Origin of the sequence: Actinomadura sp. WAC 06369, assembly GCF_003947565.1 — a bacterium.
GTDB lineage: Bacteria > Actinomycetota > Actinomycetes > Streptosporangiales > Streptosporangiaceae > Spirillospora > Spirillospora rifamycini.
This window is the reverse complement of record NZ_QHJN01000029.1, coordinates 23,301-47,500: the sequence shown is the minus strand read 5'-3', so window position 1 is coordinate 47,500 and position 24,200 is coordinate 23,301. Positions and strand designations below refer to the sequence as shown.

Here is a 24,200-nt window from a genome sequence, read left to right as displayed (position 1 = left end):
GGTGGTCCGTCTAGATGGCGATGGGGGCGTTCTCGCCCGCCGGGGCGCGCCCGGTGATGGCCAGGAAGGCGTCCTGGAGGCTCGCGGCGGGGTCACCGGCGTGCCGCGCCTTGAGGTCGGCGGGGGAGCCCGCGGCGACGACCGTCCCGGCGTCGACGACGACCACCCGGTCGGCGAGCGCGTCGGCCTCGTCGAGGTAGTGGGTGGTGAGGACGAGCGTGGTGCCGTGCTCGGCGCGGATGCGGCGGACCAGCTCCCACAGTTCCGCGCGGCCGCCGGGGTCGAGGCCGGTGGTCGGCTCGTCCAGGAACAGCACCTCCGGGCGGTTGACCAGGCCGAGCGCGATCTCCAGACGGCGGCGCTGCCCGCCGGACAGCGCGGCGGTGGGCCGCTCCAGCAGGTCGCCGAGGGCGAGGTCGGCCGCGAGTTCGGCCGCGCGCTCGCGGGCCTCCGGGCGCGGCAGCCGGTGCAGGCGGCCCTGCGTGACCAGCTCCTCCCGCACCGAGCAGGCCGGGTCGAGGCCGCCCGCCTGCGCGACGTAGCCGATGCGGCGCCGCACGCCCGCCGGGTCCCGCCGCAGGTCGCGTCCGGCGATCGTCGCCTCGCCGCCGGTGGGCGGGAGCAGCGTGGTGAGCATGCGGATCGTCGTGGTCTTGCCGGCTCCGTTCGGGCCGAGGAAGCCGAGGATCTCGCCGCGCTCGGCCGCGAGGTCGATGCCGCGCACGGCGTGGACCGGGCCGGTCTTGAGGTCGAAGGTCCGGGTCAGGCCCCGGACGTCGATGGCTGGCGTGGGCATGCCCGACATAAAACCACAGCGAACTCCAAACTTGCAATCGACTCCAAGTTTGGAGGGCGTTAGAGTGGCGGCATGGCGGAGGGGCTGCGGGAGCGCAAGAAGCGGGAGACGCGCCGGCGGATCGCGGACGCGGCCGCGGGGCTGTTCACGGCGCGCGGGTTCGACGCGGTGACGATCGCCGAGGTCGCGGCGGCCGCGGACGTCTCGGTGAACACCGTCTACAACTACTTCGAGACCAAGGAAGACCTCGTGCTGCCGCCCCACCAGGGGAACCGGCTCGCCGCGATCGTCGCGGCGCGCGAGCCCGGCGAGTCCGCCGCGGAGGCCGTCCTGCGGCGGCTCCGCGAGGAGGTGCGGCGGCGCGACCCGGTGCTCGGCCTCACGCCCGGCTTCGCGGCCTTCCACGCGATGATGCGCGCCGCCCCCACCCTGCTCGCCCGGCTCGACGACATCGCCGTCCGGATGGAGGCCGACCTCGCCGCGCTGCTCGCCCGGGAGACCGGCGCCGGCCCGGACGACCCGGTCCCCGGGCTGGTCGCGGGACAGATCGGCTGGCTGCACGCGCGGGTGCTGATGGAGCTGGGCAGGCGCACCGAAGCCGGCCATGACGTGGACGCCACGGCCGGCGCGATGCTCGATCTGCTGGACGCCGCCGAGGGCCTGCTCGGCCCCCGCGTCCTGGACTACGCGCGCCGCTGAGCGGCCGCGCGCGCCCGGCTCCGGCTCACTCGGCCGCCGGGGTGTAGGTCGCGACGATGACGCCGCTCGCGAACGTCCGGGTGTCGGCCAGCTCGAACGAGGCGCCGAACCCCGCGCTGCTCAGCAGCCCGGCCGTCTCGGACGGCCCCACGATCACCGGGTGGATCCACAGCCGCAGCTCGTCCAGGAGTCCGTGCTCGATCAGCGTCTCCGTCACCTTGCCGAAGCCGTACTGCAGGATGTTCTGCCCGTCCCGCTCCTTCAGTTCGGCGATCGTCGCGGGGGCGTCGTCCCGCCGGATGATCGTGCTGTCGCCCCACTCGGCCTTCTCCAGCGAGTCGGACACGGCGTAGTGGTGGATGGAGTTCATCCGGGCGCCGAACTCGCCGGTCTGCTCCTCCATGGCCGGCCACGTCTCGGCGAACGCGACGTAGGTCTCGCGGCCCGCCAGCAGGGCGTCGCAGGAGAACAGCAGCTCGCTGCCGTACGCGCCGGCCTCCTCCCCGAAGTACGGGGCGGTCCAGATCTGCGGGTCCGCGATGACGCCGTCGAGCGTGACGTAGGTGGAGTTGATGATCTTGCGCATGGTCGTCCTCCGGATCAACGGCTTCAGCCGTACGGGTGTGCGATACGTGCGTCGCGGAGGGCGCGGGCCCACCACGAGAGACGGTCCAGGGTCGTGGTCACGGTGGTGTTGCACTCGGCGCCGGTCTTGGGCCAGGAGCCGTCGGCGGCGAAGTCGCGCCAGTAGCAGGGCAGCGCCACCCCGTCCCGGATCGGGACGGCCTCCAGCTCGGTGAACACCTCGCGGAGCTGCGCGGCCGCCTGCAGGCCGCCCGACTCGCGGCCGTAGGACACGACGGCGACGGGCTTGGCCCGCCACTCGTCGTAGTACCAGTCGATCGCGGTCTTGAGCACGCCCGGGTAGCCCCGGTTGTACTCGGGCGTCACGACGGCGAACCCGTCCGCCGCCGCGAGCCGCCGCCCCAGCGCCGCGACCGCCGGCGGAGCGGGCTCGTCCTCGTCCGGCAGCGCCTGCGGGAGCGCGCACGCCGCGAGGTCGACGAGGTCGACGTCCAGGTCCGGGCGCCTGCGGGCCCGCCCGGCGAACCACTCCGCCACGGTCGGGCCGAACCGCCCGCGCCGCGTGCTGCCGATGATCACCGCCAGCCGCAGCCGCCCGCCGCCCGTCCCGCCGGCGCCCGCCGGAACCGCGCCCGCCGGAACCGCGCCCGCCGAGATCGTGCCCGGCGGGATCGTGCCCGCCTCGCCCATGCCCACCTCCCTCACCGTGTCCTCCCTGTCCCTCTCGAACACGACCCACTGTGGCGCGGGTGCTTTACGGGATCCTTACGGTCGCCTTCCCGTCCGGCGATTCGCCCGATATGCCGCAGGTGGGGACGGGCGTCGCTAGGGTTCGACGCATGCGATTCGGGGTGCTCGGCGCGCTCGCCGTGTGGACGGACGACGGCGGGCTCGTCCCGGTACCCGGCCTCAAGGTGCGGGCGCTCCTCGCCGACCTGCTCGTGCACGAGGGCAGGCCCGTCCCCGCCGACCGGCTCGTCGACGACCTGTGGGGCGAGGCGCTCCCGGGCAACCCGGCGGGCGCGCTGTCGGCGAAGGTGTCGCAGCTGCGGCGGGTCCTGGAGGACGCCGAACCGGGCGCGCGGGCCCTCGTGGAGTCGCGTCCCGCCGGGTACCTGCTGGCCGCCGCCGACCGGAGCGTGGACGCGCGCCGCTTCGAGGCCCTCGTCGCCGCGGCGCGCGCGGCGGCGGACCCGAAGGAGCGCGCCGCGCTGCTCGCCGAGGCCCTCGGGACGTGGCGCGGCGCGGCGTTCGCCGACTTCGCCGACGAGCCGTTCGTCCGTCCGGCGGCGGCGCGGCTGGAGGAGCTGCGGCTGACCGCGCTGGAGGAGCACGCGGAGGTGCGGCTGGACCTCGGCGAGCACGGCGCGCTGGCCGGGGAGCTGGCCGCCGCCGTCGCCGCGCACCCGCTGCGGGAGCGGCTGCGCGCCGCGCACATGCGGGCCCTGTACCGGGCGGGGCGGCAGCACGAGGCGCTGGAGGGCTTCGACCGGTTCCGGGCCCTGCTGGCCGACGAGCTGGGCCTGGACCCGGGCGTCGAGCTGGCGGAGCTGCACGGCGCGATCCTGCGGCAGGACCCCGCGCTGGACGCGCCGCCCGCGCCGGCCGCGGAGTCCCGCCCGGCGCCGCGCACGAACCTGCCGCTCCCGCCGACCGAGCTGATCGGACGGGACGGCGCGGTGGCGGACGTCCGCGCCCGGCTCGGCACCGACCGGCTGGTCACCCTGACCGGGCCGGGCGGCGTCGGCAAGACCCGCCTGGCCGTGGAGGTCGCCGCCGGGCTCGCGGACGGGTTCCCCGACGGGGTGTGGCTGGTGGAGCTGGCGGCGGTCGACCGGGCCGCCGCCGCGGACCTGGCCGAGGTCGTCACGGCGGTGCTGGACGTGCACGACGCGCCCGGCGGCCCGGACGCGCCCCTCGACCGGCTCGCCGCCGCGCTCGCCGGGCGCCGCCTGCTGCTCGTCCTCGACAACTGCGAGCACGTCGTCGAGCAGGCCGCCGAGCTGGCCGAGCGGCTGCTCGCCCGCGTCCCGGGGCTGCGGGTGCTGGCGACGAGCCGGGAGCCGCTCGGCCCGCCCGGCGAGGTGGTGTGGGCGGTGCCGCCGCTGGACGTGCCCGGCCGGGACGGGACGGACGACCCCGCGGCGCTCGCGCGGTCCGGCGCGGTGCGGCTGTTCGCGGCGCGGGCGGAGGCGGCGGCGCGCGGGTTCCGGCTGGACGGCGACACCGCCGCGGCGGTCGCGGTGCTGTGCCGGCGGCTCGACGGGCTGCCGCTCGCGCTGGAACTCGCGGCGACGCGTGTCCGGACGCTGGGCGTGGCGGGGCTCGTCGCTCGGCTGGACGACCGGTTCCGGCTGCTCGCGACCGGCTACCGGGGCGCGCCGCCCCGGCAGCGCACCCTCACCGCGATGATCGACTGGAGCTGGGACCTGCTCGCGGAGCCGGAGCGGGCGGTGCTGCGGCGGCTGTCGGTGCACGCCGACGGCTGCGCGGTGGAGTCGGCCGAGGCGGTGTGCGCGGGCGGCGACGTCCCGGCGGAGGAGGTGCTGGACCTGCTGGTCCGGCTGGTCGACCGGTCGCTGGTCGTGCTGGTGGAGCGGCCGGGCGAGGAGCCGCGGTACCGGCTGCTGGAGTCGGTGGCCGCCTACGGCGCCGACCGGCTGCGGGACGCGGGCGAGTACGCGCGCGTCCGGACGCTGCACAGCGAGTACTACACCGGCCTCGCCGAGCGCGCCGACCTGCGCGGCGCTGGGCAGGCGTCCTGGCTGCGGACGCTCGACGCTGAGACCGCGAACCTGCGCGCGGCGCTCGACGCGGCCGTCGCGGACGGCGCCGCCGAGCGGGCGCTGCGGCTGGTCGACGCGCTCGCCTGGTACTGGTTCCTGCGCGGCCGGCTGGGCGAGGCGCTGCGCTCGCTCGACGCGGTGCTGGCGCCGGAGGGCGGGTCGCCCGCCGCGCGCGCCCGCGCGGTGACGTGGCGGGCCGGGCTCACGATGCTCAAGGGCGACGCGGGCGACTGGCCGGCGCGCAGCGCCGCGGCGCTCCGTGCCGCGGACGCGACCGGGGACCCGCACCTGGCCGCGTGGGCGCGGTGGTTCCTGGCGTTCGCGGGCTCGGACGTGGACGACGTCACGGCGGTCGCGCCCGTCCTGGCGGAGGCGCTCGCCGCGTTCCGTGCCGCCGGCGACGCGTGGGGCGAGGCGGCGGCGCTGCTGCTGCGCGCCAAGCACGCCCACGTGCGCAGCGACCTCGCCGCGCTGGAGCGCGACGCCGGGCGCGCGGCCGTCCTGTTCGGCGGCCTCGGCGACCGGTGGGGGCGGCTCCAGGCGACCGAGTGGCTGGGAGGGCTGGCGGAGCTGACCGGCGACTTCGACGGGGCGGAGCGGCTGCACCGCGACGGGCAGCGGATGGCGGAGGAGCTGCGGCTGTGGCCGGACGTCGCCGGACGGCTCGCCTGGCGCGGCTGGATCGCCGTCATGCGCGGCGACCCGGAGGCGGCGCTGCGGCTGTGCGACCGGGCGATGCGGCTCGGGACGGAGCGGGGCCACCTCCAGGCGGTCCGGTTCGCCGAGGCCGGGATGGCGCTCGCGGCGCGGTACGCCGGGCTGCTGGACGAGGCGGCGCGGCGGCACGCGGCCATGATGGAGGGCGCGTCGCCGGACGAGTTCCCGCCGCTGTCGCTGACGCTGAACCTGCTCGGCCTGGGGTACGTGGCCGAGCTGCGGGGCGACGCGGACACGGCCGTCCGCCACCACCGGGACGCGCTGGCCGTCGCGATCCGCCAGGAGTCGCCGCGCGACCTCGCCGGGGCCCTGGAGGGGCTGGCGGGCGCGTACGGGCTGGCGGGCGACCACGCGGAGGCAGCCGCGCTGCTGGGGAGGGCGGCGGCCGTCCGGGCCGAGGTCGGGTCGCCGGCGAGCCCGGCGGAGCGCACGGACATCGACCGCGCGGCGGAGCGGTCCCGGTCGGCGCTCGGGACGGACGCGTTCGCGGCGGCGTTCGCGGACGGTCCCGGCCGCGAGGTCGAGGACGTCCTGCGGCGCGCCGAGGCCGCCGCGGGTCCCTCGCCGTGGCGCGGGCCGTAAGAACGACCGGTTTATCTGGCGTTTTAACAGTTAACTTTCGTAATTGTTGCGATTTGTCGTCGAGTATTCGACGGCCCTTGTGCGGTGGATCACCCGCGCCGAGCATGGGCGAGCATGTGGCATCCGGGGCTCGTGGCCAGGCGGATGGCGGGGGACCGGGCGCTGGTCCTGGCCGCCTGCGCCACCGCGCTGTTCGCCACGACCGTCCTCGCCGCGCTCGTCGGCTACGGCGGATCGGTCACCCGCCAGGGGCTGCAGCGCACCCTCGGCGACGCGACGTTCGCCACGGCCGGGACGACGATCACCGGGCACGTCCCCGGCGGCGGCCTCACCGAGGCGCGCGGGCGGATCGAGGGCGAGATCCGGCGGATCTACCCGGACGCGCCCCCGGCGGTCGCGCTGTCCGCGCGCAGCGACTCCTACGCCCTGCCCGGCCGGGAGCGCGGCGGCCGCCCCGACCTCACGGTCTTCGAGACGCACACCGCGATCGAGCGGCACGCGCGCCTGACCGGCGGGCGCTGGCCCGGCCCGGGCGGCGAGCGGGCGGACCAGCAGGCGGACGAGCGGGCGGACGAGGTCGAGGCGGTGCTGCCCGCCCCGGCCGCCGCGGCGCTGGACGTCCGCGTCGGCGACGTCCTCACGCTGCGGGGACGCGTGGACGAGACGGCGGTCGCGCGGGTCGCGGTCGTCGGGCTGTTCGAGGTCCGCGACCCCCGCCACCACGTGTGGAGCGGGGACCGGCTGATCACGACGGGCGCCGAGCGGCTCGACTACACGACGTACGGGCCGTTCGTCGTCCGCCCCGAGGCGTTCGCGGAGCGGTTCGCGGGCGGCACCGGCACGGAGGCCCGCTGGACCGTCATGCCCGACCTGCGCGGCGTCGGCGCCGACGACCTCGGCGCGCTCGGCGACCGCGTCGCGCGCGGCTCGGACGCCCTCGCCGGGCAGGGCGCCGGCTACACCGTCGTGACGGAGCTGCCCGAGCTGACCGGGCGGCTCCAGGGCGCGCTGCAGGCGGCGCGGTCGACGATGCTGATCCCGGTGCTGCAACTCGTGCTGCTGGCGGGCTGCGCGTGGCTGCTGGTGGCCCGGCTCGTCGCCGACCACCGGCGCGGCGAGGTCGCGCTGCTGCGCACCCGCGGCCTCGGGATGCGGCAGCTCGCCGGGCTCGCGCTCGCCGAGGGCGTGCTGATCGCGGCGCCCGCCGCGCTGCTCGGCCCGCTGCTCGCCGGCCCGCTGCTGCGGCTCGCCGGGACGGCGCCCGCCGTGCGCGCCGCCGGCCTCGCCCCCGGCACCGGGCCCCTCGCCCCGCTGTACGCGGTGTCGGTGGCCACGGCGGCGGCGTGCGCGATCGTGCTGGCCGTCCCGACGCTGCGCGGCGCGAACCGGACGTTCGTCGAGGTGCGGGCGGGCATCGGCCGGACGGAGCGGGGCCGGCTGCGGCGCTCGGGCGGCGACCTCGCGCTGCTGCTCGTCGCGGCGCTCGCGATCTGGCAGCTCACCCGGTACGGCGCCGGCGGCACGGGGGCGGGCGTGGACCCGTTCATCGTGGCCGGTCCCGCGCTGGGCCTGCTCGCCGGCGCGGTGCTGCTGCTCCGGCTGCTGCCCGCCGCGACCCGCGCCGCCGAGCGGTTCGCCGCCGGGCGCCGCGGGCTCGCGCCCGTCCTGGCCGCCCGCCAGGTCGGCCGCCGCCCGCTCCGCTACGCGGGCCCCGTGCTGCTGCTCGTCATGGCGATGGCCGTCGGCGTCCTGTCGGTGACGACGATGTCGACCTGGCGGCGCTCGCAGCTCGACCAGGCCGACTTCCGCGGCGGCGCCGACCTGCGGATCGCCGCCGCCACCGGCGGCGGGGGCCCGACCGTCCTCGGCGCGGGCGGGCGGTTCGCGGCGCTGCCCGGCGTCACCGGCACCGCCGCGGTGCTGCGCACCGGCGGCTCCCTCGGGACCGGCGACGCGACGCTGCTCGCCGCCGACACCGGCGCCCTCGCCCCGCTGCTGCGCGTCCGGCCCGGCCTCCGGGACGGCCTGCGGCTCGGCGACCTGGCGGCGGGGCGCCCGCCCGCGCCCGCGGTCGCCGTCCCCGGGACGCCCGGACGGCTCGAGTTCGAGCTGCGCCTCACCCGCGAGGGCCCGCCGCACGGCGACACCCCCGAACCGCCGGCCGCCGCCCCCTACACCGTCGCCGCGACGATCGCCGACGCGCGCGGCCTGCTGCACCGCGTCGACCTGCCGACCGTCCGCGCGGACGGCCGCGCCCGCACCGTCGCCGTCCGCGTCGCCGACCTCGCCGGGCCGGACGGCCGCCCGGCGTTCCCGCTGGCGGTCCGCGCGTTCCACTACTCCTACGACGACGGCCCGCCCACCGGGCCGATGCGCCTGGAGGTGCTCGGCGTGCGCGGGGACGGGCGGCCCGCCGCGCTCCCGGACGGGGCCCGCTGGCGGATCACCGACGACCTGGCCGCGCCCGGGGTGCGGCCCGTGCCGAACGAGCGGGACGGCGGCGAGATCGCCGACCTCCCGATCCCCGCCGCCGAACCGCCCGACGCGTCCACCCGGTCGCGGGGCGTCCACGCCGTCCTCACCGCGCCGGGCGCGCCCGCCCCCGCCGCGTCCGGGGCGGACGCCCCGCTGCCCGCCGTGCCCGGCGTCGTGACGCGCGCGGCGGCCGACCGCGCGAAGGCCGGCGCCGGCGACACCGTCACCCTCGCCACACCCGAAGGCGACCAGCCGGTCACGGTGGTCGGGATCGTGCCCGCGCTGCCCGCGACGGACCCCGGCCTGCCGGGCGTCCTGGTCGACCTGCCCGCGCTCCAGAGCGCCCGGCTCGCCGCCGGTGCGGACACCGCCGACGCCGCGCCCGGCGAGTGGTGGGCGGCGGTGCGCGGCGGCGACACCGGCCCCGCGGCCGCCGCGCTCGCGAAGCGGCCCGCCTGGGGGACGGTCGCCGCAGACCGGTCGCGGCTGCGCGCCGGTCTCGCCGACGCCCCGCTCGGCGCCGCCCTGCAAGGGTCGCTCGTCCTCGGGTTCGGCGCCGCCGTCGCGTTCGCCGCCCTCGCGTTCGCCGTCAACGCCGCCGTCACCGCCGGGGAGCGCGCCCGCGAGTTCGCCGTCCTGCGCGCCCTCGGCGTCCACCCCCGGCAGATCGCCGGGACGCTGGCGGTCGAGCAGGCGTTCCTCATCGCGCTCGGCCTCGCCGGCGGCACCGTCCTCGGGTTCGCCGTCGCACGGCTCGTCGTCCCGCACATCGTCCTCGGCGTGCAGGCCGCGGATCCGTACCCGCCCGCCGAACTCGTCGTCCGGTGGCCCCTCGTGCTCGCCATGCTCGCGGGCGTCGTCGCGGTCCTCGGCCTCGTCCTCCCGCCGGTGCTGCGGGCGCTCGGCCGCGGCGGACCCGGCACCGGACCCGGCGCGAGGGAGGAATGATGGCGCGTCCGCCGAACGGGCCCTGGAGCCGGCTCGCGCGCGCACAGTGGGCGCCGCTCGCCGCGCTCGGCGTCCTGACGCTGGTGACCGCGCTGCTCGCGGTGGCCGTGCCCGCCTCGACGGCCGCCGGGTACGACCGGGCGGCGCGGGCGGCGGTCGGCCGCACCCCCGCCGTCGTCGTCGAAGGCAAGGTGCAGGCGGGCGAGGCGCGCACGGCCGTCCCCACCAACGCCGCGATGATGCACCACGGGCGCGCCTGGGAGGCCCTGCTGCCGCCCGCGCTGCACGGCGCCGCCGGGCAGCCGGAGCCGTCCGTCACGACCGACCGGATGTCCGTCGCCGGGGACCGCGGGCCGCAGCTGCTCGCCGTCGGCTGGGACGCCGGCGCGCTCGAACGCGTCCGCTTCGTCGAGGGCGCCGCGCCCCGCAACGGGCCGAACGACCGCGACGGCGCCGCGCTGCACGTCGCCATGGCCCGGCCGTTCGCCGAACGGCTCGGCCACCGCGTCGGCGACGAACTCGTCCTCCCCGACAAGGACGCCGGGCCGCTGCGGGTGCGCGTCTCCGGGCTGTACGAGCCGGAGGACCCCGGCGACCCCTACTGGGCGGAGCGCGGGTTCCTGCTCCGGCCGGAGACGGTGACGATCGGCTCCGACGGCACCCGGGCGGACGCGGGCACCCTGCTCGCCGACGGCCCGGGCTACCGGCTGCTGACCGCCGAGCCCGCCCGGCGGCTCACCTACACGTGGCGGTTCCCCGTCCGGGCGGACGCCGTCGACGCGGCCGGCGCCGCCGGGCTCGCCGCCGCCCTGGAGGCGTACCGCACGGCCGTCAAGAGCCGCGTCGAGATCTTCCCGTGCGCCGTCGAGTCGTCCCTCGGCGACGACCTCGCCGGCTACGCCGGCCGGCTGCACGCCGCCCGGTCCGTCCTCGGCCTCGCCTTCGGCGGGCTCGCCGCCGTCGCCGCCGGGGCGGTGCTGCTGGCCGCCGGGCTGCTCGGCGACCGGCTCCGCCCCGCGCTCGCCGCCATGCGGGCGCGCGGCGCGTCGCTGCCGCAGCTCGCCGCGCCCGCCTGCGCCGTCACCGCCGCCGCCGTGCTGCCCGCCGCCGCTCTCGGGTACGCGGCCGGGCGCCTGCTGGACGCGGGCCCGCCGCAGGACGCGTCCGCGGTCGCCGTCGCCGTGCTCGCCGCCCTCGCCGTCGCCGTCCCGGCCGCCGCCGTCCTGCGGGAACGCGTCCCCACGGCGGCCGGCGGCCGCGCCGACCTGGCGGCGGTCCGCCCGTCCCGGCGGCGGCTCGTCCTGGACGGCCTGCTCGTCGCGCTCGCCGCCATCGGCGTCGTGCTGCTGCGGCGGCGCGGCGCGGACGCGGGCGCGGCGGCGGGCGCCGACCCGCTGGTCGCCGCCGTGCCCGTGCTGCTCGGCGCCGCGCTCGGCGCGCTCGTCCTGCGCTGCTACCCGTACCTGCTGCGCGCCGCCGGGCCGCTGCTGCGCCGCCGGTCCGGCGCGGTCGCGTTCCTCGGCGTCGCCCGCGCCGCCCGGCAGGGCGCGATCGGCGCGCTGCCGCTCGCCGTGCTGCTGCTCGCCGCCGCGACGGCCGGGTTCACCGCGACCGTCGACGCCGGGCTGCAGCGCGCCCAGGACCGCGCCGCCTGGTCCCGGGTCGGCGCGGACGCGCGGGTGTCCGCCGACCGGTTCCGCTCCGACGCCGCGGAACGGCTCCGCGGCGTCGACGGCGTCACCGGCGTCGTGCCCGCCCGGATCGTCCCGGACGTCACCACCCCCGACGACCCCGCCCCCATCACGCTGATCGCCGTCGACCTCGACGCCTACCGCGACCTCGCGCCCGCCGTGCCCGGCGTGCCCGCGGCGCCCGGGACGTCCCGGGCGCTGCTGTCCCCGGCCGCCGCGGACATCGCCGGCCCCGGACCCGTGACGCTCGGCCGGTACGGCCTCGACCCCGTCCGCGTCACCGCCGCCGGGCGCATCGAGCGCTTCCCCGGGCAGACGGCCGGGAGCGCGTTCGCGATCGTCCCGTTCGACGCCGTCACCGCCGGCGGGGCCGCCGCCGACTACTTCGTCGCCGGGACCGGCCTCGACGCCGCCGCCCTCCGCGCCGCCGCGGACGGCACCGGCGTCGAGCTGCGCCGCGACGTCCTGCACGCCATGACGGACGCGCCGCTGGTCACCGTCGTCCACCGCACCTTCGCGGGCGGCGCGCTCATCGCCGCCGCGTTCGGGCTGCTCACCGTGCTGCTCGTCCTCGTCGTCGGCGCCCGCGCCCGGGCCGAGACCGTCGCCCGGCTGCGCGTCCTCGGGCTGAGCCGGCGGCAGGGCCGCGCCCTCGCGCTCGTCGAGCTCGCCCCGGTGCTGCTGTGCGCGGTCGGCGCCGGGTGGGCGCTCGGGCTGCTGCTGCCCGGCATCACCGGGCCCGTCGTCGACCTGCGCCCCTACACGAGCGGGTTCGCCGCCACCGCCGGCCTCCCGAGCGCCGCCGCCGTGCTCGGGCTGCTCGCCGCCCTGCTGGCCGCCGCCGCGGCGGCCGTCCTCGTCGACCGCGCCTTCGACGCGCGGACCGGCGCCGTCCCGAGAACGGGGGACCGACCGACATGACCGACGCACCCGATCTGGCCGAACTCGAACGCCGGGCCGTCGACCGGGGCCCGGAGTTCGGCGCCGGCGCCCACATCGTCTGCGACGGCCTCGTCCGCATCTACAAGACCGACGGCATCGAGGTCGTCGCGCTGCAGGGCCTCGACCTGCTCGTCGACCCGGGCGAGCTGATCGCGATCGTCGGGGCGTCCGGGTCCGGGAAGTCGACGCTGCTGAACATCCTGTCCGGGCTGGACGTCCCGACCGCCGGGGTCGCCCGCGTCGCCGGGGCCGACCTGCTCACCATGACGTCCAAAGAGCGGCTCCGCTTCCGCCGCGGGCAGGTCGGGTTCGTGTGGCAGCAGACCGGCCGCAACCTCCTCCCGTACCTGACCGCCGCGCAGAACGTCGAGCTGCCGATGCGGTTCGCCGGGCGGCGCCGCCGCGACCGGACGACCCGCGCCGCGGAGCTGCTCGGCATGCTCGGCGTCGGCGACTGCGCCGGGCGGCGGCCCGCCGAGCTGTCCGGCGGCCAGCGGCAGCGGGTCGCGATCGCCGTCGCCGTCGCGAACGAGCCGCACGTCGTGCTCGCCGACGAGCCCACCGGGGAGCTCGACACCGGCACCGCGGGCGAGGTGTTCGACGCGCTCCGCCGCGTCAACGCCGAGTTCGGCACCACGACCGTCGTCGTCACCCACGACGCCCAGGTGTCCGAGCGCGTCGACCGCACGGTCGGGATCCGGGACGGGCGGACGAGCAGCGAGGTCCGGCGCCGCACCGGCGCCGACGGCGTCCGGACCGACGAGGAGTACGCGCTGCTCGACCGGGCCGGGCGCGTGCAGCTCCCGAAGGGCTTCACGGCGGCGCTGGGCATGCGCGACCGCGTCCGGCTCGCGCTGGAGACCGACCACGTCGGCGTCTGGCCGGACGGCGCCGAGACCGCGAACGGGGGAGCCGATGAGTGAACCGGCCAGCGAACCGGCGGCCGACCCGGCGGGCGGGCCGATGGTCGAGGCCCGCGGCCTCGTCCGGACCTACCGCACCGGGCGCGTGGAGGTCCCGGCGCTGCGCGGCGCGTCCCTCACCGTCGCGCCCGCCGAGTTCGTCGCGGTCACCGGGCGGTCCGGGTCCGGCAAGACCACGCTGCTCAACCTGATCGGCGGCCTCGACGCGCCCGACGGCGGCACCGTCCGCGTCGCCGGCCGCGACGTCGGCGCGCTCCCCGAGGACGCCCTGCTGACCCTCCGCCGCGACGTCATCGGGTTCGTGTTCCAGTCGCACGGCCTGCTGCCCGTGCTGTCGGCCGCCGAGAACATCGAGGTGCCGCTCCGGCTCACCCGCACCCCGCCCGCCGAACGGGACGAGCGCGTCCGCGTCCTGCTCGGGCTGGTGGGGCTGGCCGACCACGCGGAGCAGCGCCCGCACGAGCTGTCCGGCGGGCAGCGGCAGCGCGTCGCGGTCGCCCGCGCCCTCGCGAACCGGCCGCGGCTGCTGCTGGCCGACGAGCCCACCGGGCAGCTCGACTCCGAGACCGCCGCCGCCCTCATGCCGCTGCTGCGCGCGATCGTCGCGAGCGAGGGCGTGACCGTCATCGTCGCGACCCACGACCCGGCGCTGCTGGGCGAGGCCGACCGCGTGCTGCGGCTGGCGGACGGCGCGATCACCGAGGTCTCCGCCGGTCAGTCGAGGACGGCGAACGCCTCGACCTCGACCAGCACGTCGGGCTCGAACAGGTAGTCCACCCCGATGACCGACACGGGCGGCCACGGCCGCGGCAGCCCCACCTCCGCGGCGACGCGCTCGATGCCCGCCATGAAGGCGTCCATCATCTCCGGGCGGTAGCCCGCGACGAAGAACCGGAGGCGGACGACGTCGGTGAACCCGGCCCCGGCGCCGGCGAGGCCGCGCGCGGTGTTGCGCATGGCCTGGACGACCTGTCCGGCGAGGTCGCCGGTCGCGACGGGCCGCCCCTCCGCGTCGCGCGCGATCTGCCCGGCCACGTGCACCTGGCGGGTGCCCGTGGAGACCGAGACGTGGTGGTAGGGGACGGGCTGGAACATGCCCTCGGGGGTGAGCAGCCGCACGCTCATGGGAGATCCCTTCCGGTTGCCGATTAGCGGTATCCAAGGTGTACTTGGTGTCCGAAGGGAACTTCAACGAGACCAGGTGTCATGAAGGAAACCGCCCGGCCCGGGGCAGACCGCCCCCAGATCACCGCGCAGCACCGCGAACTGCTCGACCAGGTGCTCGACAAGTGGTCGCTGCAGGTGCTCGACGAACTGTGCGAGCGGTCCCTGCGCTTCAACGAGCTGCGCCGCGCCATCCCGGTCGTCACGCAGAAGTCGCTCACCGCGTCGCTGCGGCGCCTCGAACGCAACGGGATGGTCGAACGGGTCGTCGTCGGCACCCGGCCGCTCGCCGTCGAGTACCGCATCTCTCCGCTGGGGAAGACGCTCCAGGACCTGATCGACGCGCTCCTCGACTGGAGCACCGCCACCATGCCCGCCGTGGAGGCCGCACGCGAGCGGTTCGACACCGAGACGGGAGGGTGACGCGGGGAGCGGTGGGCCGCTCAGCCGGCCTTCCCGCGCACGTAGACCCACGCGTCGCCGTCGCGGACGAACCGGCTGACCTCGTGCATCTCCCCGGCCTCCCCGCCGGACGCGTACCGGGCGCGGAACTCGACGACGCCCCGCGCGTCCGCCGGCCCGCCCGCCTCGGTCCGGACGATCTCCAGGCCCGTCCAGCGCGTCCCCGGATCGAAGTCGATCCCTCCGGGGCGCGTCGCCGGATGCCACGTCCGCAGCAGGTAGTCCGCGTCGTGCTCGGCGAACGCGCTGTACCGCGACCGCATCAGCTCCTCGGCCGTCGCCGCGGCCGCCTCGCCCCGGTGGAACCGCCCGCAGCACCGCCGGTACCCGATCCCGCTTCCGCACGCGCACGCCTTCGCCACGCACCCATTCAACCGCGCCGGGTGTAACGCCGGCACCCCTCCCCGCACGTATGGGGCGAACCGACTCGAGGAGAGCCGCATGCGTCACGAGCACCACCGGGCCGCCGATGGATGACCCGAGGACGGCCGGGCGGAAAGCCCGGTTCGAGGCCGTCTACACCGCGCTGTACGAGCCGATCCTCGGCTACGTCCTGCGGCGCTGCACTTCCCCGGACGACGCCGCCGACGTCGTCGCGGAGATCTTCACCGTCGCGTGGCGGCGGCTGGACGACGTCCCGGAGGGCGACGCCGCGCGGCTGTGGCTGTACGGCGTCGCGCGCCGCGTGCTCGCCCGGCACTGGGAGAAGGAGGCGCGGCGCCGGAAGCGCACCGCGCCCCTGCACCCGGAACTCCGCGACGAGCTCGCCGCCGCGGCGGACGAGTTCGTCGACACGTCCGCCGTCGCGCAGGCGTTCGCGGGCCTGTCCGAGAGCGACCGCGAACTGCTCCGCCTGGTCGCCTGGGAGGGCCTCGGCCACGCCGAGGTCGCCGCCGTCCTCGGCTGCTCCGCCGGGACCGCCCGCGTCCGGCTGCACCGGGCCCGCAAGCGGCTGTCCCGCCGCCTGCACTCGGCCGGGTTCGACACCGCGCCCCTCACCGCCAACGGAGGCCGCTGACATGACGTCCCGTCCCACCGACCGCCCCGCCGACCGTCCCGCAGGCGACCCCGCCGACGAGCTGGTGCGCACCCTGGCCCGGGTGCGCGACGGCGACCTCGCCGGGTACGCGGACCGGCCCGCCGCGCGCGCCCTGCTCGCCGACATCACCGCGGCGTCGCCCGCCGACGCGCCCGCACCGCCCCGCCGGTCCGCGCGCCGGTTCCCGCGCCTCGCCGTCCGCCTCGCGGCGGCCGGCGCCCTGGCCGCCGCCGCGACCGCCGGAGTGGCGGTCGTCTCCACCGGCGACGGGCGGCCCGCCGCGCCCGTCCCGGCCGTCGGGTCGGTCGCGCACGCCTCCGAGATCCTCGACGGCGCCGTCGCGGCCGCCGCCGCCCGCCCGTACACCGCGCCCGGCCCCGAGCAGTGGCTCTACACCAAGGTCCGGATGAAGGGCGCGGCCGAAGCGTCCGGCGCCGTCACCGGCGGGCCGTACGAGACGAAGTCCTGGGAGCTGTGGCGGCGGGTCGACGGGAAGCACCAGTACGCCGCGTACCGGGACGGGAAGCTCACCGAGCCGCCCGCCTCGGAGGGGAAGCCGCGCGCGTCCCGGTTCGACCCGCTGCCGACCGACCCGGACGCGCTGCTCCGCAAGATCGGCGCGATGCCCGGCCAGCCGGACGAACTCGCGTTCGGCACCCTCATCACGATCCTCGCCGAGAACCTGCACCCGCCGCAGGTCGAGGCGGCGATCTTCGGGGCGATGCGGCGGATCCCCGGTGTCACCGCCACCGAGGGCACCGTGGACGCCGCCGGGCGCCCGGCGGTCACCCTCGGGCTGACCGCGCGGGAGGGCTGGGTGCGGCAGGAGGTCCTGCTGGACCCGGAGACCTACCGCTACCTGGGCGAGCGCTCCGTCACGGTCGGCGACCGGACCCTCGAAGGCGATGACGGCGGCGACCTCGTCGTCAAGAGCGGCACCCTGCAGTACGAGCAGGTCAGGACGGCCGCCGCGATCGTCGACGAGCCCGGCGAACGCCCCTGACCGACCTCCCCGGGGACGTCCCGACGGGCGTCCCCGGGGGCGCTGCCAGGGGCCCGCCACCGGCCGCGGCGCCCAGGGTTTGCGGGCGCCTAGGGTTTGCGGGCGCCTAGGGTTTGCGGGCGACACCGCCCCAGGCGTCGTGGCCGCGGGCGTCGTCGAACGGGTTCGGGTCCGGGCGCCACCGCCCGATCTCCACCAGGCCCGGGTCGACGGGCTCGAAGCCGTCCAGGAACCGCCCGAGCTGCTCGGGGCTCCGCAGGACGTACGGGTCGGACCCGCCCGCGTTGTAGTCGCCGACCGCCGCCACGAACGACGGGTCGGTGTCCGTCCCGTCGTAGAGGGCGAGGTAGCTCCCGGACGGCAGCGCGTCCTTCAGCGTCCCGACGATCCCGCGGGCGCGGGCGTCGTCGTCCCCGGACACCGGGACGTGCCCGAGCACGCCCATGAGCATCAGCGCGACGGGCCGCCCGAAGTCGAGCTTCGTGCGGGCGACGTCCAGGATCGCCCCGGGATCGTTCAGGTCGGCGTCGATGTAGTCGGTGCCGCCGGTGCCCTTGCCGGTGAGCATGGCGTGCGCGTGCGCGAGGACGAGCGGGTCGTTGTCGACGTACACGGTGCGGGTGCCGGGCGCGACGCGCTGCGCCACCTCGTGGGTGTTGTCGTGGCTGGGCAGGCCGGTGCCGATGTCGAGGAACTGCCGCACCCCCGCCTCGCCCGCCAGGTACCGCACCACCCGCATGATGAAGTACCGGGACGAGCGGGCCATGTCGGCGATGCTCGGATAGATTTCGGCGAAATGGGCGCCGGCCTCCTGGTCGACGGCGTAGTTGTCCTTGCCGCCCAGCCAGTAGTTCCAGATCCGCGCCGAATGCGGGATCGACGTGTCGATCCCGGCCATCAAGTCCTTCTCGGCCTCGTGCCAGGAGAATGCCTCGTCGCCGCTCACGGTCGCCTCCATAAGGCCGGGGGTCCTCGGGCGTGTCACGAGCAGCGAACCAAACGCGGGCCCGCCCGACAACCGGTTCGCGCGGGCCGCCGCGCGGCGTCCCCGCCGCCGCCCGTCCCGCCGCGCACTCCGCCGAACACCGTTCCGCCGCCTCCGTTTCGGTGCCGCATGTCGGGTAGATCGACGTCAGCACCGGTGATCAGCAGGGAGGGGGTGCCGCGGCGTCCTCATGTTCACGCTGATCCTGCTGTACGCCGCGGCGGCCGTCCTCGTCCCCTGGGCGGCCGGCCGGGACGGCCGCGCGCTCGGGTACGCCGCCGCGCTCGTCCCCGCCGCCACCGCCGCGTGGGCGGTCGCCCGCGCCGGGGACGTCGCGGGCGGGCACGACGACACCGCGCGGCTGTCCTGGGCGCCCGGCCTCGGCCTCACGATCGACTTCCGGCTGGACGCCCTCGCCGTCGTGATGCTGCTGCTCGTCGGCGGCGTCGGCGCGGTCGTCCTGTGCTACGCCGCCCGGTACTTCCCGTCCGGCCCCCGCACCGAGCGGCTCACCGTCGGGACGCTCGTCGCGTTCGCGGGCGCGATGACGGGGCTCGTCCTCGCCGACAACCTGCTCGTCCTCTACGTGTTCTGGGAACTGACCACCGTCAGCTCGTTCATCCTCATCGGCGCCGGGCACCCCGAGCGGACCGAGGACCGGCGCGCCGCCCTCCAGGCGCTGCTGACCACCACCGCGTTCGGCCTCGTCATGCTCGCCGGGTTCGTCGTCCTCGGGGAGACCGCCGGGACGTACCGGATCTCCGAGATCGTCGCGGACCCGCCCGGCGGCGCCGCCGCCCGCACCGCGATGGTGCTGGTCCTGCTCGGCGCGTTCGCGAAGTCCGCGCAGATGCCGCTGCACGCGTGGCTGCCCGCCGCGATGGTCGCGCCGACGCCCGTCAGCGGCTACCTGCACGCCGCCGCGATGGTGAAGGCCGGCGTCTACCTGGTGGCGCGGCTGTCGCCCGCGTTCGCCGAGACCGGCCTCTGGAGCCCGCTCATCGTCTCCGTCGGCCTCGTCAGCCTGCTCGTCGGCGGCGTCATCGCGCTCCGCCAGGACGACCTGAAGCGGCTGCTCGCCTACGGCACCGTCAGCCAGCTCGGCTTCCTCATGGTGCTGCTCGGCGCCGGGACCCGGACGGCCGCGCTCGCCGGCGTCGCGCTGCTGCTCGCGCACGGCCTGTTCAAGGCGCCGCTGTTCCTCGCGGTCGGCGTCATCGAGCACGAGGAGGGGACGCGCCGCGCCTACGAGCTGTCGGGGCGGCGGCGCCCCGTCCTCACCGTCGCGGCCGCCCTCGCGGTCGCGTCCATGATGGGCGTGCCGCCGCTCCTCGGGTTCGTCGCGAAGGAGACGGCCCTCAAGGCGTTCGCGCACGGCGGCGCCGACGCCGCCGTCCTCGCCGGGATCGTCGCGGGCTCCGCGCTGACCGTCGCCTACGGCCTCCGGTTCATGCACGGCGCGTTCGGCGGCTCCGCGGGCGAGGAGGGACGGCCGCGCACCCCGTGGGGGCTCGTCGGACCGGTCGTCGCCCTCGCCGCCGCCGGGTTCGCCGGGGGCCTGCTGACCGGCCCCCTCGACACCCTCCTCGCCGGGTACGCCGACACGCTCCCCGCCCCGCACCCCGGCTACGAGCTCGCGCTCTGGCACGGGCTCGGGCTGCCGGTCGTCCTCACCCTCGTCGCGTTCGCCGCCGGTTTCGCCCTGTACCGGGCGTTCGGGCGGACGTTCCCCGCGCCGCCCGTCCGGTGGCGCGCCCCCGACGCGCAGGACGCCTACGACGGCACCGTCGCCGCGACGCTCGCCGCCGCGCGGGGCGTCACCCGCCGCGTCCAGACCGGCTCCCTGCCCGCGTACCTCGCCGTGATCGGGACGATGGTGCTGCTGCTGCCGGGCGTCGGGCTCGTCTCCGGGCTCCTCCGCGGCACCGCGCCCGCGCCGTCCGCCGAGCGGCTGAGCGGCTGGGACGAACCGGGGCAGCCGCTGCTCGTCGGGATCGTCGTCGTGTGCGCGCTCGCGGCGGTCCGCGTCCGCCGCCGGCTGTCGGCCGCGCTGCTGCTCGCGGGCGTCGGCTACGCCGTCGGCGGCCTGTTCGTCGTGCACGGCGGCCCCGACGTGGCGCTCACCCTGCTCGTCGTCGAGACCCTCTCCCTGATCATGCTGGTGCTGGCGCTGCGGCGGCTCCCCGACCGGTTCCCGCCGCGCCGCCGGACGACGCCCGCCCGCGTCGGCACCGCCCTCCTCAGCGCCTGCCTCGGCGCGTTCGTCGCGCTGTTCCTGGCCGTCGCCGCGCTCAGCCGCACCGCCGCCCCCGTCGGCCCCGCCTACGCCGGCCCCGCGAGGGAGGAGGAGGCGAAGAACGTCGTCAACGCGATCATCGTGGACCTGCGCGCGCTCGACACGCTCGGCGAGATCGTCGTGCTCGCCGTCGCCGCGATGGGCGTCGCCGGGCTCGTCCTCACCGGGCCCGGCGCCCCGCCGCTCCGCGAGCGCCGCACCGTCCGGCCCGGCCCCACCCACGGGATGCGGGGCGAGCCGTCGCGGCCCCCGCCCGCGCCGCGGGAGGGGCGGACGCGCTGGCTCGCCGCACCCGGACGGCCGCCGCTCGGCGGCTCGTCCGTCGTGCTGGAGGCCACCGCCCGCCTCCTCGGGCCCACCCTCCTGGTGGTGTCGGTGTACCTGCTCGTCGCCGGGCACGGCCGCCCCGGCGGCGGGTTCGTCGGCGGGCTCGTCGCCGGGATGGCGTTCGTCCTGCGCTACCTGCCGGGCGGGAAGCGCGAGCTGGCCCTCGCCATCCCCGTCCGGCCCGCCGTGCTGCTCGGCGGCGGACTGCTGGTCGCGCTCGCGTCCGGCGCCGCCGGCTGGCTCATCGACGGCGCGTTCCTGTACCAGACGACGTACCACGCGCACGCCCCCCTCGTGGGCGACATCCACGTCCCCACCAGCCTGTTCTTCGACATCGGCGTGTACCTGCTGGTGCTCGGGCTCGTCCTGACGATCCTCACCACCCTCGGCGCGAGCCTGGAGCGGAGGCAGGACGAGGGCCGGGACGGCGGCGCGGAGGAGGCGGCCCGCGACGTCGCCGGAGAGGAGCCCCGATGACCGGACCCACCGTCACGCTGATGGTCGCCGTCGCCGTCCTGTTCGCGACCGGCTTTCACCTCATGCTGCAGCGCTCGCTCGTCCGCATCGTCGTCGGCTTCATGCTGCTCGGCCACGGCGGGAACCTCGCGCTGCTGCTCGCGGGCGGGCCGTCCGGGGCGCCGCCGCTGCTCGGCGGGAAGGACGACCGGGAGATGGCCGACCCGCTGCCGCAGGCGATGGCCCTCACCGCGATCGTCATCACCTTCGGCGTCACCGCGTTCCTGCTCGCGCTCGCCTACCGCAGCCGCCTCCTCACCGGCGAGGACGAGGTGCAGGACGACGTCGAGGACCGCCGCATCTCGGCGGCGGAGCGCGCCGACCCCGACACCTGGACGGGCGACCCGGTCGAGGGCGGCCCGGAGCCCGCCCCCCGGGACGGGCCCGAGCCCGCGTCCGGCGAAGAGGGGCCCGGCGAGCGCCCATCCGGTGAGGGGGGCCCGTCCGGTGAGGGGGCGCCGCCGGACGAGCGCCCGCCCGGAGGCGGCGGATGAACGTCCTCGTCCCGCTCCCGTTCGTCCTGCCGCTGCTCGGCGCGGCCTTCGCGCTGATCGTCCGGCGCCGCGACACCCTGCTGCGGATCGTCGCGCCGCTCGTCGTCACCGGGGTCGTCGCCGCGGCCGGGACGCTCGTCGCCGCCGTCGCCCGGGACGGCGTCACCGCCGTCCAGCTCGGCGGCTGGGCCGCGCCGCTCGGCATCACGCTCGTCGCCGACCGGCTCTCCGCGCTGCTGGTGACGGTGTCCGCCGTCGTGCTGCTCGCGATCATGATCCACGGCGTGGGGGAGGGCGCGGGCGGCCTCGGCGGCGAGCACGAACCCGGCGTCTTCTACCCCGCGTACCTCACCCTCACCGCCGGGGTCTGCCTGACGTTCCTCGCCGGCGACCTGTTCAACCTGTTCGTCGCGTTCGAGGTGATGCTCGCGTCCAGCTACGTCCTGCTGACGCTGTCGCCCAGCCGCGAACGCGTCCAGGCCGGCATGACGTACACGGCCGTCAGCCTGACCTCGTCCATCCTCTTCCTCACCGCCATCGGGCTCACCTACGCCGCGACCGGCACCGTCAACCTCGCCGAGCTGGCCACCCGCACCGCCGAGCTGCCGGCCGGGACCCGCACCGGGCTCGCCATGCTGTTCCTCGTCGTGTTCGGCATCAAGAGCGCGATCGTCCCGATGCACCTGTGGCTGCCCGACAGCTACCCGGTCGCGATCACCCAGATCACCGCCGTGTTCGCCGCGCTGCTCACCAAGGCCGCCGTCTACTCGCTGATCCGCGTCGAGACCCTGCTGTTCCCCCGCGAATCGCTCTCCTGGCCGATGCTCGGCCTCGCCGCGCTCACCCTGCTCGTCGGGACGCTCGGCGCCCTCACCCACGACGACCTGCACCGCGTCCTGTCGCTCACCCTCGTCGGGCACATCGGCTACATGCTGTTCGGGCTCAGCCTGTTCACCGTCGCGGGACTCACCGGCGCGATCCTCTACCTCGTCCACCACATCATCGTCCAGGCGACGCTGTTCCTGGTCAGCGACCTCATGCAGGGACTCACCGGGGAGATCACCCTCACCCGGCTGCGCGGCCTCGCGATCGTCTCCCCGTTCGTCTCCGTGCTGTTCTTCATCCCCGCGCTGAGCGTCAGCGGCGTCCCCCCGACCTCCGGGTTCATCGCCAAGCTCGCGATCTTCCAGGCCGGCGTCGGGTCCGGGAGCACCGCCGCGTACGCCGTCACGGGCGTCGCCGTCCTCGCCAGCCTCCTCACCCTCATGGCGATGAGCCGCGTGTGGGCCCTCGCGTTCTGGCGCACCCCCGCCGCCGAACTGCCCGAACGCCCCCACGACGCGGCCGCGCGGGGCGGCGTCCGCGTCATGCGGACCGTCACCGCCGCGATGGTCTGCGTCGGCCTCCTCATCCCCGCGTTCGCCGGCCCCCTCACCGACTGGAGCCACCGCGCCGCCACCGAACTGCTCGACCCCGTCCCGTACGTCCGGGCCGTCCTGGGGGAACGGTGAACGTCCTGAGCCGCATCGCCGCCCGCACCGGCATGGCCCTGTGGCTGCTCGGCGTGTGGCTGCTGCTGTGGGGACGCGTCGACGGCGCGACCGTCCTGTCCGGCATCGCCGTCGCCTACGCCGCGTACGCCGTCACGCGGCTGCCGACCGTCCCGTTCATCAAGCGGCTCCGTCCCGTCCGGCTCACCGAGGCCCTGCTCGAGTTCGGGTGGGACCTCTTCGCGTCGAGCGTCGTCATCGGCAAGCACGCGCTGTGGCGGCCGAGCCGCGTCCAGGGAGCCCTCGTCCGCGTGCGCGCGCGCTCGCAGTCGGACGTCGTCCTCCTCGCGGTGACCACGAGCACGTCGCTGCGCCCGGGCACGCTCGTCCTCGACGTCGACTGGGAGAACTCCCTCTTCCTCATCCACGGCATGCCCGTCGACGACCCCGCCGACGCCGAGGCCGTCCGGCGCGGCCTGCTCGCCACCGAACGCCGCCTGCTGCGCGCCCTCGGCGCGCCCGAACCGGAGGAGCCCGCATGACCGCCGTCTACGCCCTGACCCTGAGCCTCCTCGGCGCCGCGTTCGCCCTCACGACGCTCCGGCTGCTGCGCGGCCCCACCGCGTTCGACCGCATCATGGCCCTGGACGTCCTGGCGGTGCTGCTCATCAGCGGCATCGCCGTGCACGTCGCCGCGCAGGACGAGCCCGCGAACTCCACGCTCCTCGTCGTCATCGCCGTCCTCGGGTTCGTCGGCTCGGTCACCGCGGCCCGGCTCGCGGGGGAGCGGGGGGAGCACGGATGAGCCCCGCCGACCTCGTCACCGCGGTCCTGCTGCCCGCCGGCGCGACCTTCTCGTTCCTCGGCGCGCTCGGCGCGCTGCGCTTCCCCGACCTGCTCAGCCGCCTGCACGCCGCGACGAAGCCGCAGACGATCGGCCTGGTGCTGGTCCTCGCGGGCGTCGCGCCGCAGGCCGACACCCTCAGCGCCGCCGCGCCGCTGCTGCTCGTCGCCGTCTTCCAGCTCATCACCGCCCCGGTCGCCGCCCAGACGATCGGCGGCGCCGCCTACCGCACCGGCGGCATCGACCGCGACCGCCTCGTCGTCGACGAGTCCGAGGAAGGGTGATCCGGACGGCCGCCGCGACCCGGCGTGCGGACCTCCGGCGACCGGGCCGCCCGCCGGAGAATCCGGGCCGGGGCGGGCGTTCACCTGATGTTCGGCGGGTGCTTCGATCATGCTCGGGGTACGGCGGGCCCGCCCGCCGTACGCTCAGGGGT

21 protein-coding genes are annotated in these 24,200 nt (G+C 77.0%); 15 read left to right on the top strand and 6 right to left on the bottom strand.

Translation table 11 applies throughout. The annotated features are described in order from the left end of the window. Positions 1-10: 10 nt before the first annotated feature. Positions 11-796 (bottom strand): ABC transporter ATP-binding protein, encoded by a 786-nt coding sequence (locus tag DMH08_RS10755; RefSeq protein ID WP_125613368.1) that lies wholly within the window; start codon positions 794-796, stop codon positions 11-13. A gap of 72 nt (positions 797-868) precedes the next feature. Here DMH08_RS10755 and DMH08_RS10750 point away from each other — a divergent pair, with 72 nt between their 5' ends. After that, complete coding sequence (locus DMH08_RS10750) at positions 869-1,495, top strand: TetR/AcrR family transcriptional regulator (protein WP_026403596.1); 627 nt, start codon at positions 869-871, stop codon at positions 1,493-1,495. A gap of 25 nt (positions 1,496-1,520) precedes the next feature. On the opposite strand, the gene DMH08_RS10745 is transcribed toward DMH08_RS10750, so the two are convergent. Both DMH08_RS10745 and DMH08_RS10740 read right to left on the bottom strand, forming a co-directional pair. Beyond that, positions 1,521-2,081, bottom strand: a complete 561-nt coding sequence (locus DMH08_RS10745) for a dihydrofolate reductase family protein (RefSeq protein ID WP_026403595.1) — start codon at positions 2,079-2,081, stop codon at positions 1,521-1,523. A 23-nt stretch (positions 2,082-2,104) separates the two neighbouring features. Then, positions 2,105-2,785 (bottom strand): NADPH-dependent FMN reductase, encoded by a 681-nt coding sequence (locus DMH08_RS10740; RefSeq protein WP_233617519.1) that lies wholly within the window; start codon positions 2,783-2,785, stop codon positions 2,105-2,107. A 134-nt stretch (positions 2,786-2,919) separates the two neighbouring features. Between DMH08_RS10740 and DMH08_RS10735 the strand changes: the two genes are divergently transcribed. The 5 genes from DMH08_RS10735 (at position 2,920) to DMH08_RS10715 (ending at position 13,916) form a co-directional block, all read left to right on the top strand. Next, positions 2,920-6,165: a BTAD domain-containing putative transcriptional regulator gene (locus tag DMH08_RS10735; protein ID WP_125613366.1), complete on the top strand. Its 3,246-nt coding sequence runs from the start codon at positions 2,920-2,922 to the stop codon at positions 6,163-6,165. 114 nt (positions 6,166-6,279) lie between these two features. After that, positions 6,280-9,588, top strand: a complete 3,309-nt coding sequence (locus DMH08_RS10730; protein WP_125613364.1) for an ABC transporter permease — start codon at positions 6,280-6,282, stop codon at positions 9,586-9,588. After that, the gene (locus tag DMH08_RS40040; RefSeq protein ID WP_158642290.1) at positions 9,588-12,200 is read left to right on the top strand and encodes an FtsX-like permease family protein; all 2,613 of its coding nucleotides are present in this window, start codon (positions 9,588-9,590) and stop codon (positions 12,198-12,200) included. Before DMH08_RS10730 ends, DMH08_RS40040 begins: the two co-directional genes overlap by 1 nt. After that, on the top strand, positions 12,197-13,144 hold the full coding sequence (locus tag DMH08_RS10720; protein ID WP_125613362.1) for an ABC transporter ATP-binding protein: 948 nt from the start codon (positions 12,197-12,199) through the stop codon (positions 13,142-13,144). Before DMH08_RS40040 ends, DMH08_RS10720 begins: the two co-directional genes overlap by 4 nt. Further along, positions 13,137-13,916 (top strand): ABC transporter ATP-binding protein, encoded by a 780-nt coding sequence (locus DMH08_RS10715; protein ID WP_125613360.1) that lies wholly within the window; start codon positions 13,137-13,139, stop codon positions 13,914-13,916. Before DMH08_RS10720 ends, DMH08_RS10715 begins: the two co-directional genes overlap by 8 nt. Here the strand turns inward: DMH08_RS10715 and DMH08_RS10710 are convergent. Then, entirely contained in the window at positions 13,859-14,269 is a 411-nt protein-coding gene (locus DMH08_RS10710) for a RidA family protein (RefSeq protein WP_026402331.1), read from the bottom strand. The two genes, DMH08_RS10715 and DMH08_RS10710, sit on opposite strands and share 58 nt — an antisense overlap. Positions 14,270-14,350: 81 nt before the next feature. On the opposite strand from DMH08_RS10710, the gene DMH08_RS10705 reads away from it, so the two are divergent. Then, the gene (locus DMH08_RS10705; protein WP_125613358.1) at positions 14,351-14,731 is read left to right on the top strand and encodes a winged helix-turn-helix transcriptional regulator; all 381 of its coding nucleotides are present in this window, start codon (positions 14,351-14,353) and stop codon (positions 14,729-14,731) included. A 20-nt stretch (positions 14,732-14,751) separates the two neighbouring features. On the opposite strand, the gene DMH08_RS10700 is transcribed toward DMH08_RS10705, so the two are convergent. Beyond that, positions 14,752-15,132, bottom strand: coding sequence for a YchJ family protein (locus DMH08_RS10700; RefSeq protein WP_233617518.1), 381 nt, complete (start codon positions 15,130-15,132; stop codon positions 14,752-14,754). Positions 15,133-15,239: 107 nt separating this feature from the next. Between DMH08_RS10700 and DMH08_RS10695 the strand changes: the two genes are divergently transcribed. Next, positions 15,240-15,788, top strand: coding sequence for an RNA polymerase sigma factor (locus tag DMH08_RS10695; protein ID WP_026402328.1), 549 nt, complete (start codon positions 15,240-15,242; stop codon positions 15,786-15,788). 1 nt (position 15,789) lies between these two features. Further along, positions 15,790-16,812 carry a CU044_5270 family protein gene (locus DMH08_RS10690; RefSeq protein ID WP_125613355.1) on the top strand — a complete coding sequence of 341 codons (1,023 nt, stop codon included), beginning with the start codon at positions 15,790-15,792 and terminating at the stop codon, positions 16,810-16,812. A 106-nt stretch (positions 16,813-16,918) separates the two neighbouring features. On the opposite strand, the gene DMH08_RS10685 is transcribed toward DMH08_RS10690, so the two are convergent. Beyond that, the gene (locus tag DMH08_RS10685) at positions 16,919-17,710 is read right to left on the bottom strand and encodes an SAM-dependent methyltransferase (protein ID WP_125613384.1); all 792 of its coding nucleotides are present in this window, start codon (positions 17,708-17,710) and stop codon (positions 16,919-16,921) included. Between the two features lie 277 nt (positions 17,711-17,987). On the opposite strand from DMH08_RS10685, the gene DMH08_RS10680 reads away from it, so the two are divergent. The 6 genes from DMH08_RS10680 to mnhG are packed head-to-tail and all read left to right on the top strand — an operon-like array spanning position 17,988 to position 24,048. Continuing rightward, complete coding sequence (locus DMH08_RS10680; RefSeq protein WP_125613353.1) at positions 17,988-20,897, top strand: Na+/H+ antiporter subunit A; 2,910 nt, start codon at positions 17,988-17,990, stop codon at positions 20,895-20,897. Further along, the gene (locus DMH08_RS10675; RefSeq protein ID WP_125613351.1) at positions 20,894-21,430 is read left to right on the top strand and encodes a Na(+)/H(+) antiporter subunit C; all 537 of its coding nucleotides are present in this window, start codon (positions 20,894-20,896) and stop codon (positions 21,428-21,430) included. Before DMH08_RS10680 ends, DMH08_RS10675 begins: the two co-directional genes overlap by 4 nt. Beyond that, the gene (locus DMH08_RS10670) at positions 21,427-22,941 is read left to right on the top strand and encodes a Na+/H+ antiporter subunit D (RefSeq protein WP_125613349.1); all 1,515 of its coding nucleotides are present in this window, start codon (positions 21,427-21,429) and stop codon (positions 22,939-22,941) included. The genes DMH08_RS10675 and DMH08_RS10670 overlap by 4 nt, the downstream gene beginning before the upstream one ends. After that, complete coding sequence (locus tag DMH08_RS10665) at positions 22,938-23,462, top strand: Na+/H+ antiporter subunit E (RefSeq protein WP_125613347.1); 525 nt, start codon at positions 22,938-22,940, stop codon at positions 23,460-23,462. Before DMH08_RS10670 ends, DMH08_RS10665 begins: the two co-directional genes overlap by 4 nt. Further along, complete coding sequence (locus tag DMH08_RS10660) at positions 23,459-23,725, top strand: monovalent cation/H+ antiporter complex subunit F (protein WP_125613345.1); 267 nt, start codon at positions 23,459-23,461, stop codon at positions 23,723-23,725. Before DMH08_RS10665 ends, DMH08_RS10660 begins: the two co-directional genes overlap by 4 nt. Beyond that, positions 23,722-24,048 carry a monovalent cation/H(+) antiporter subunit G gene (gene mnhG, locus DMH08_RS10655; protein ID WP_026402322.1) on the top strand — a complete coding sequence of 109 codons (327 nt, stop codon included), beginning with the start codon at positions 23,722-23,724 and terminating at the stop codon, positions 24,046-24,048. The genes DMH08_RS10660 and mnhG overlap by 4 nt, the downstream gene beginning before the upstream one ends. The last annotated feature ends 152 nt before the right edge of the window (positions 24,049-24,200 follow it).

Bases quoted from the DNA above. Each gene is read 5' to 3' on its own strand.
- DMH08_RS10745 (WP_026403595.1), bottom strand. From the start codon at position 2,081: ATGCGCAAGATCATCAACTCCACCTACGTCACGCTCGACGGCGTCATC.
- DMH08_RS40040 (WP_158642290.1), top strand. From the start codon at position 9,588: ATGGCGCGTCCGCCGAACGGGCCCTGGAGCCGGCTCGCGCGCGCACAG.
- DMH08_RS10735 (WP_125613366.1), top strand. From the start codon at position 2,920: ATGCGATTCGGGGTGCTCGGCGCGCTCGCCGTGTGGACGGACGACGGC.
- mnhG (WP_026402322.1), top strand. From the start codon at position 23,722: ATGAGCCCCGCCGACCTCGTCACCGCGGTCCTGCTGCCCGCCGGCGCG.
- DMH08_RS10720 (WP_125613362.1), top strand. From the start codon at position 12,197: ATGACCGACGCACCCGATCTGGCCGAACTCGAACGCCGGGCCGTCGAC.
- DMH08_RS10660 (WP_125613345.1), top strand. From the start codon at position 23,459: ATGACCGCCGTCTACGCCCTGACCCTGAGCCTCCTCGGCGCCGCGTTC.
- DMH08_RS10710 (WP_026402331.1), bottom strand. From the start codon at position 14,269: ATGAGCGTGCGGCTGCTCACCCCCGAGGGCATGTTCCAGCCCGTCCCC.
- DMH08_RS10755 (WP_125613368.1), bottom strand. From the start codon at position 796: ATGCCCACGCCAGCCATCGACGTCCGGGGCCTGACCCGGACCTTCGAC.
- DMH08_RS10685 (WP_125613384.1), bottom strand. From the start codon at position 17,710: ATGGCCGGGATCGACACGTCGATCCCGCATTCGGCGCGGATCTGGAAC.
- DMH08_RS10690 (WP_125613355.1), top strand. From the start codon at position 15,790: ATGACGTCCCGTCCCACCGACCGCCCCGCCGACCGTCCCGCAGGCGAC.
- DMH08_RS10750 (WP_026403596.1), top strand. From the start codon at position 869: ATGGCGGAGGGGCTGCGGGAGCGCAAGAAGCGGGAGACGCGCCGGCGG.
- DMH08_RS10695 (WP_026402328.1), top strand. From the start codon at position 15,240: ATGGATGACCCGAGGACGGCCGGGCGGAAAGCCCGGTTCGAGGCCGTC.
- DMH08_RS10675 (WP_125613351.1), top strand. From the start codon at position 20,894: ATGACCGGACCCACCGTCACGCTGATGGTCGCCGTCGCCGTCCTGTTC.
- DMH08_RS10680 (WP_125613353.1), top strand. From the start codon at position 17,988: ATGTTCACGCTGATCCTGCTGTACGCCGCGGCGGCCGTCCTCGTCCCC.
- DMH08_RS10730 (WP_125613364.1), top strand. From the start codon at position 6,280: ATGTGGCATCCGGGGCTCGTGGCCAGGCGGATGGCGGGGGACCGGGCG.
- DMH08_RS10670 (WP_125613349.1), top strand. From the start codon at position 21,427: ATGAACGTCCTCGTCCCGCTCCCGTTCGTCCTGCCGCTGCTCGGCGCG.
- DMH08_RS10705 (WP_125613358.1), top strand. From the start codon at position 14,351: ATGAAGGAAACCGCCCGGCCCGGGGCAGACCGCCCCCAGATCACCGCG.
- DMH08_RS10715 (WP_125613360.1), top strand. From the start codon at position 13,137: ATGAGTGAACCGGCCAGCGAACCGGCGGCCGACCCGGCGGGCGGGCCG.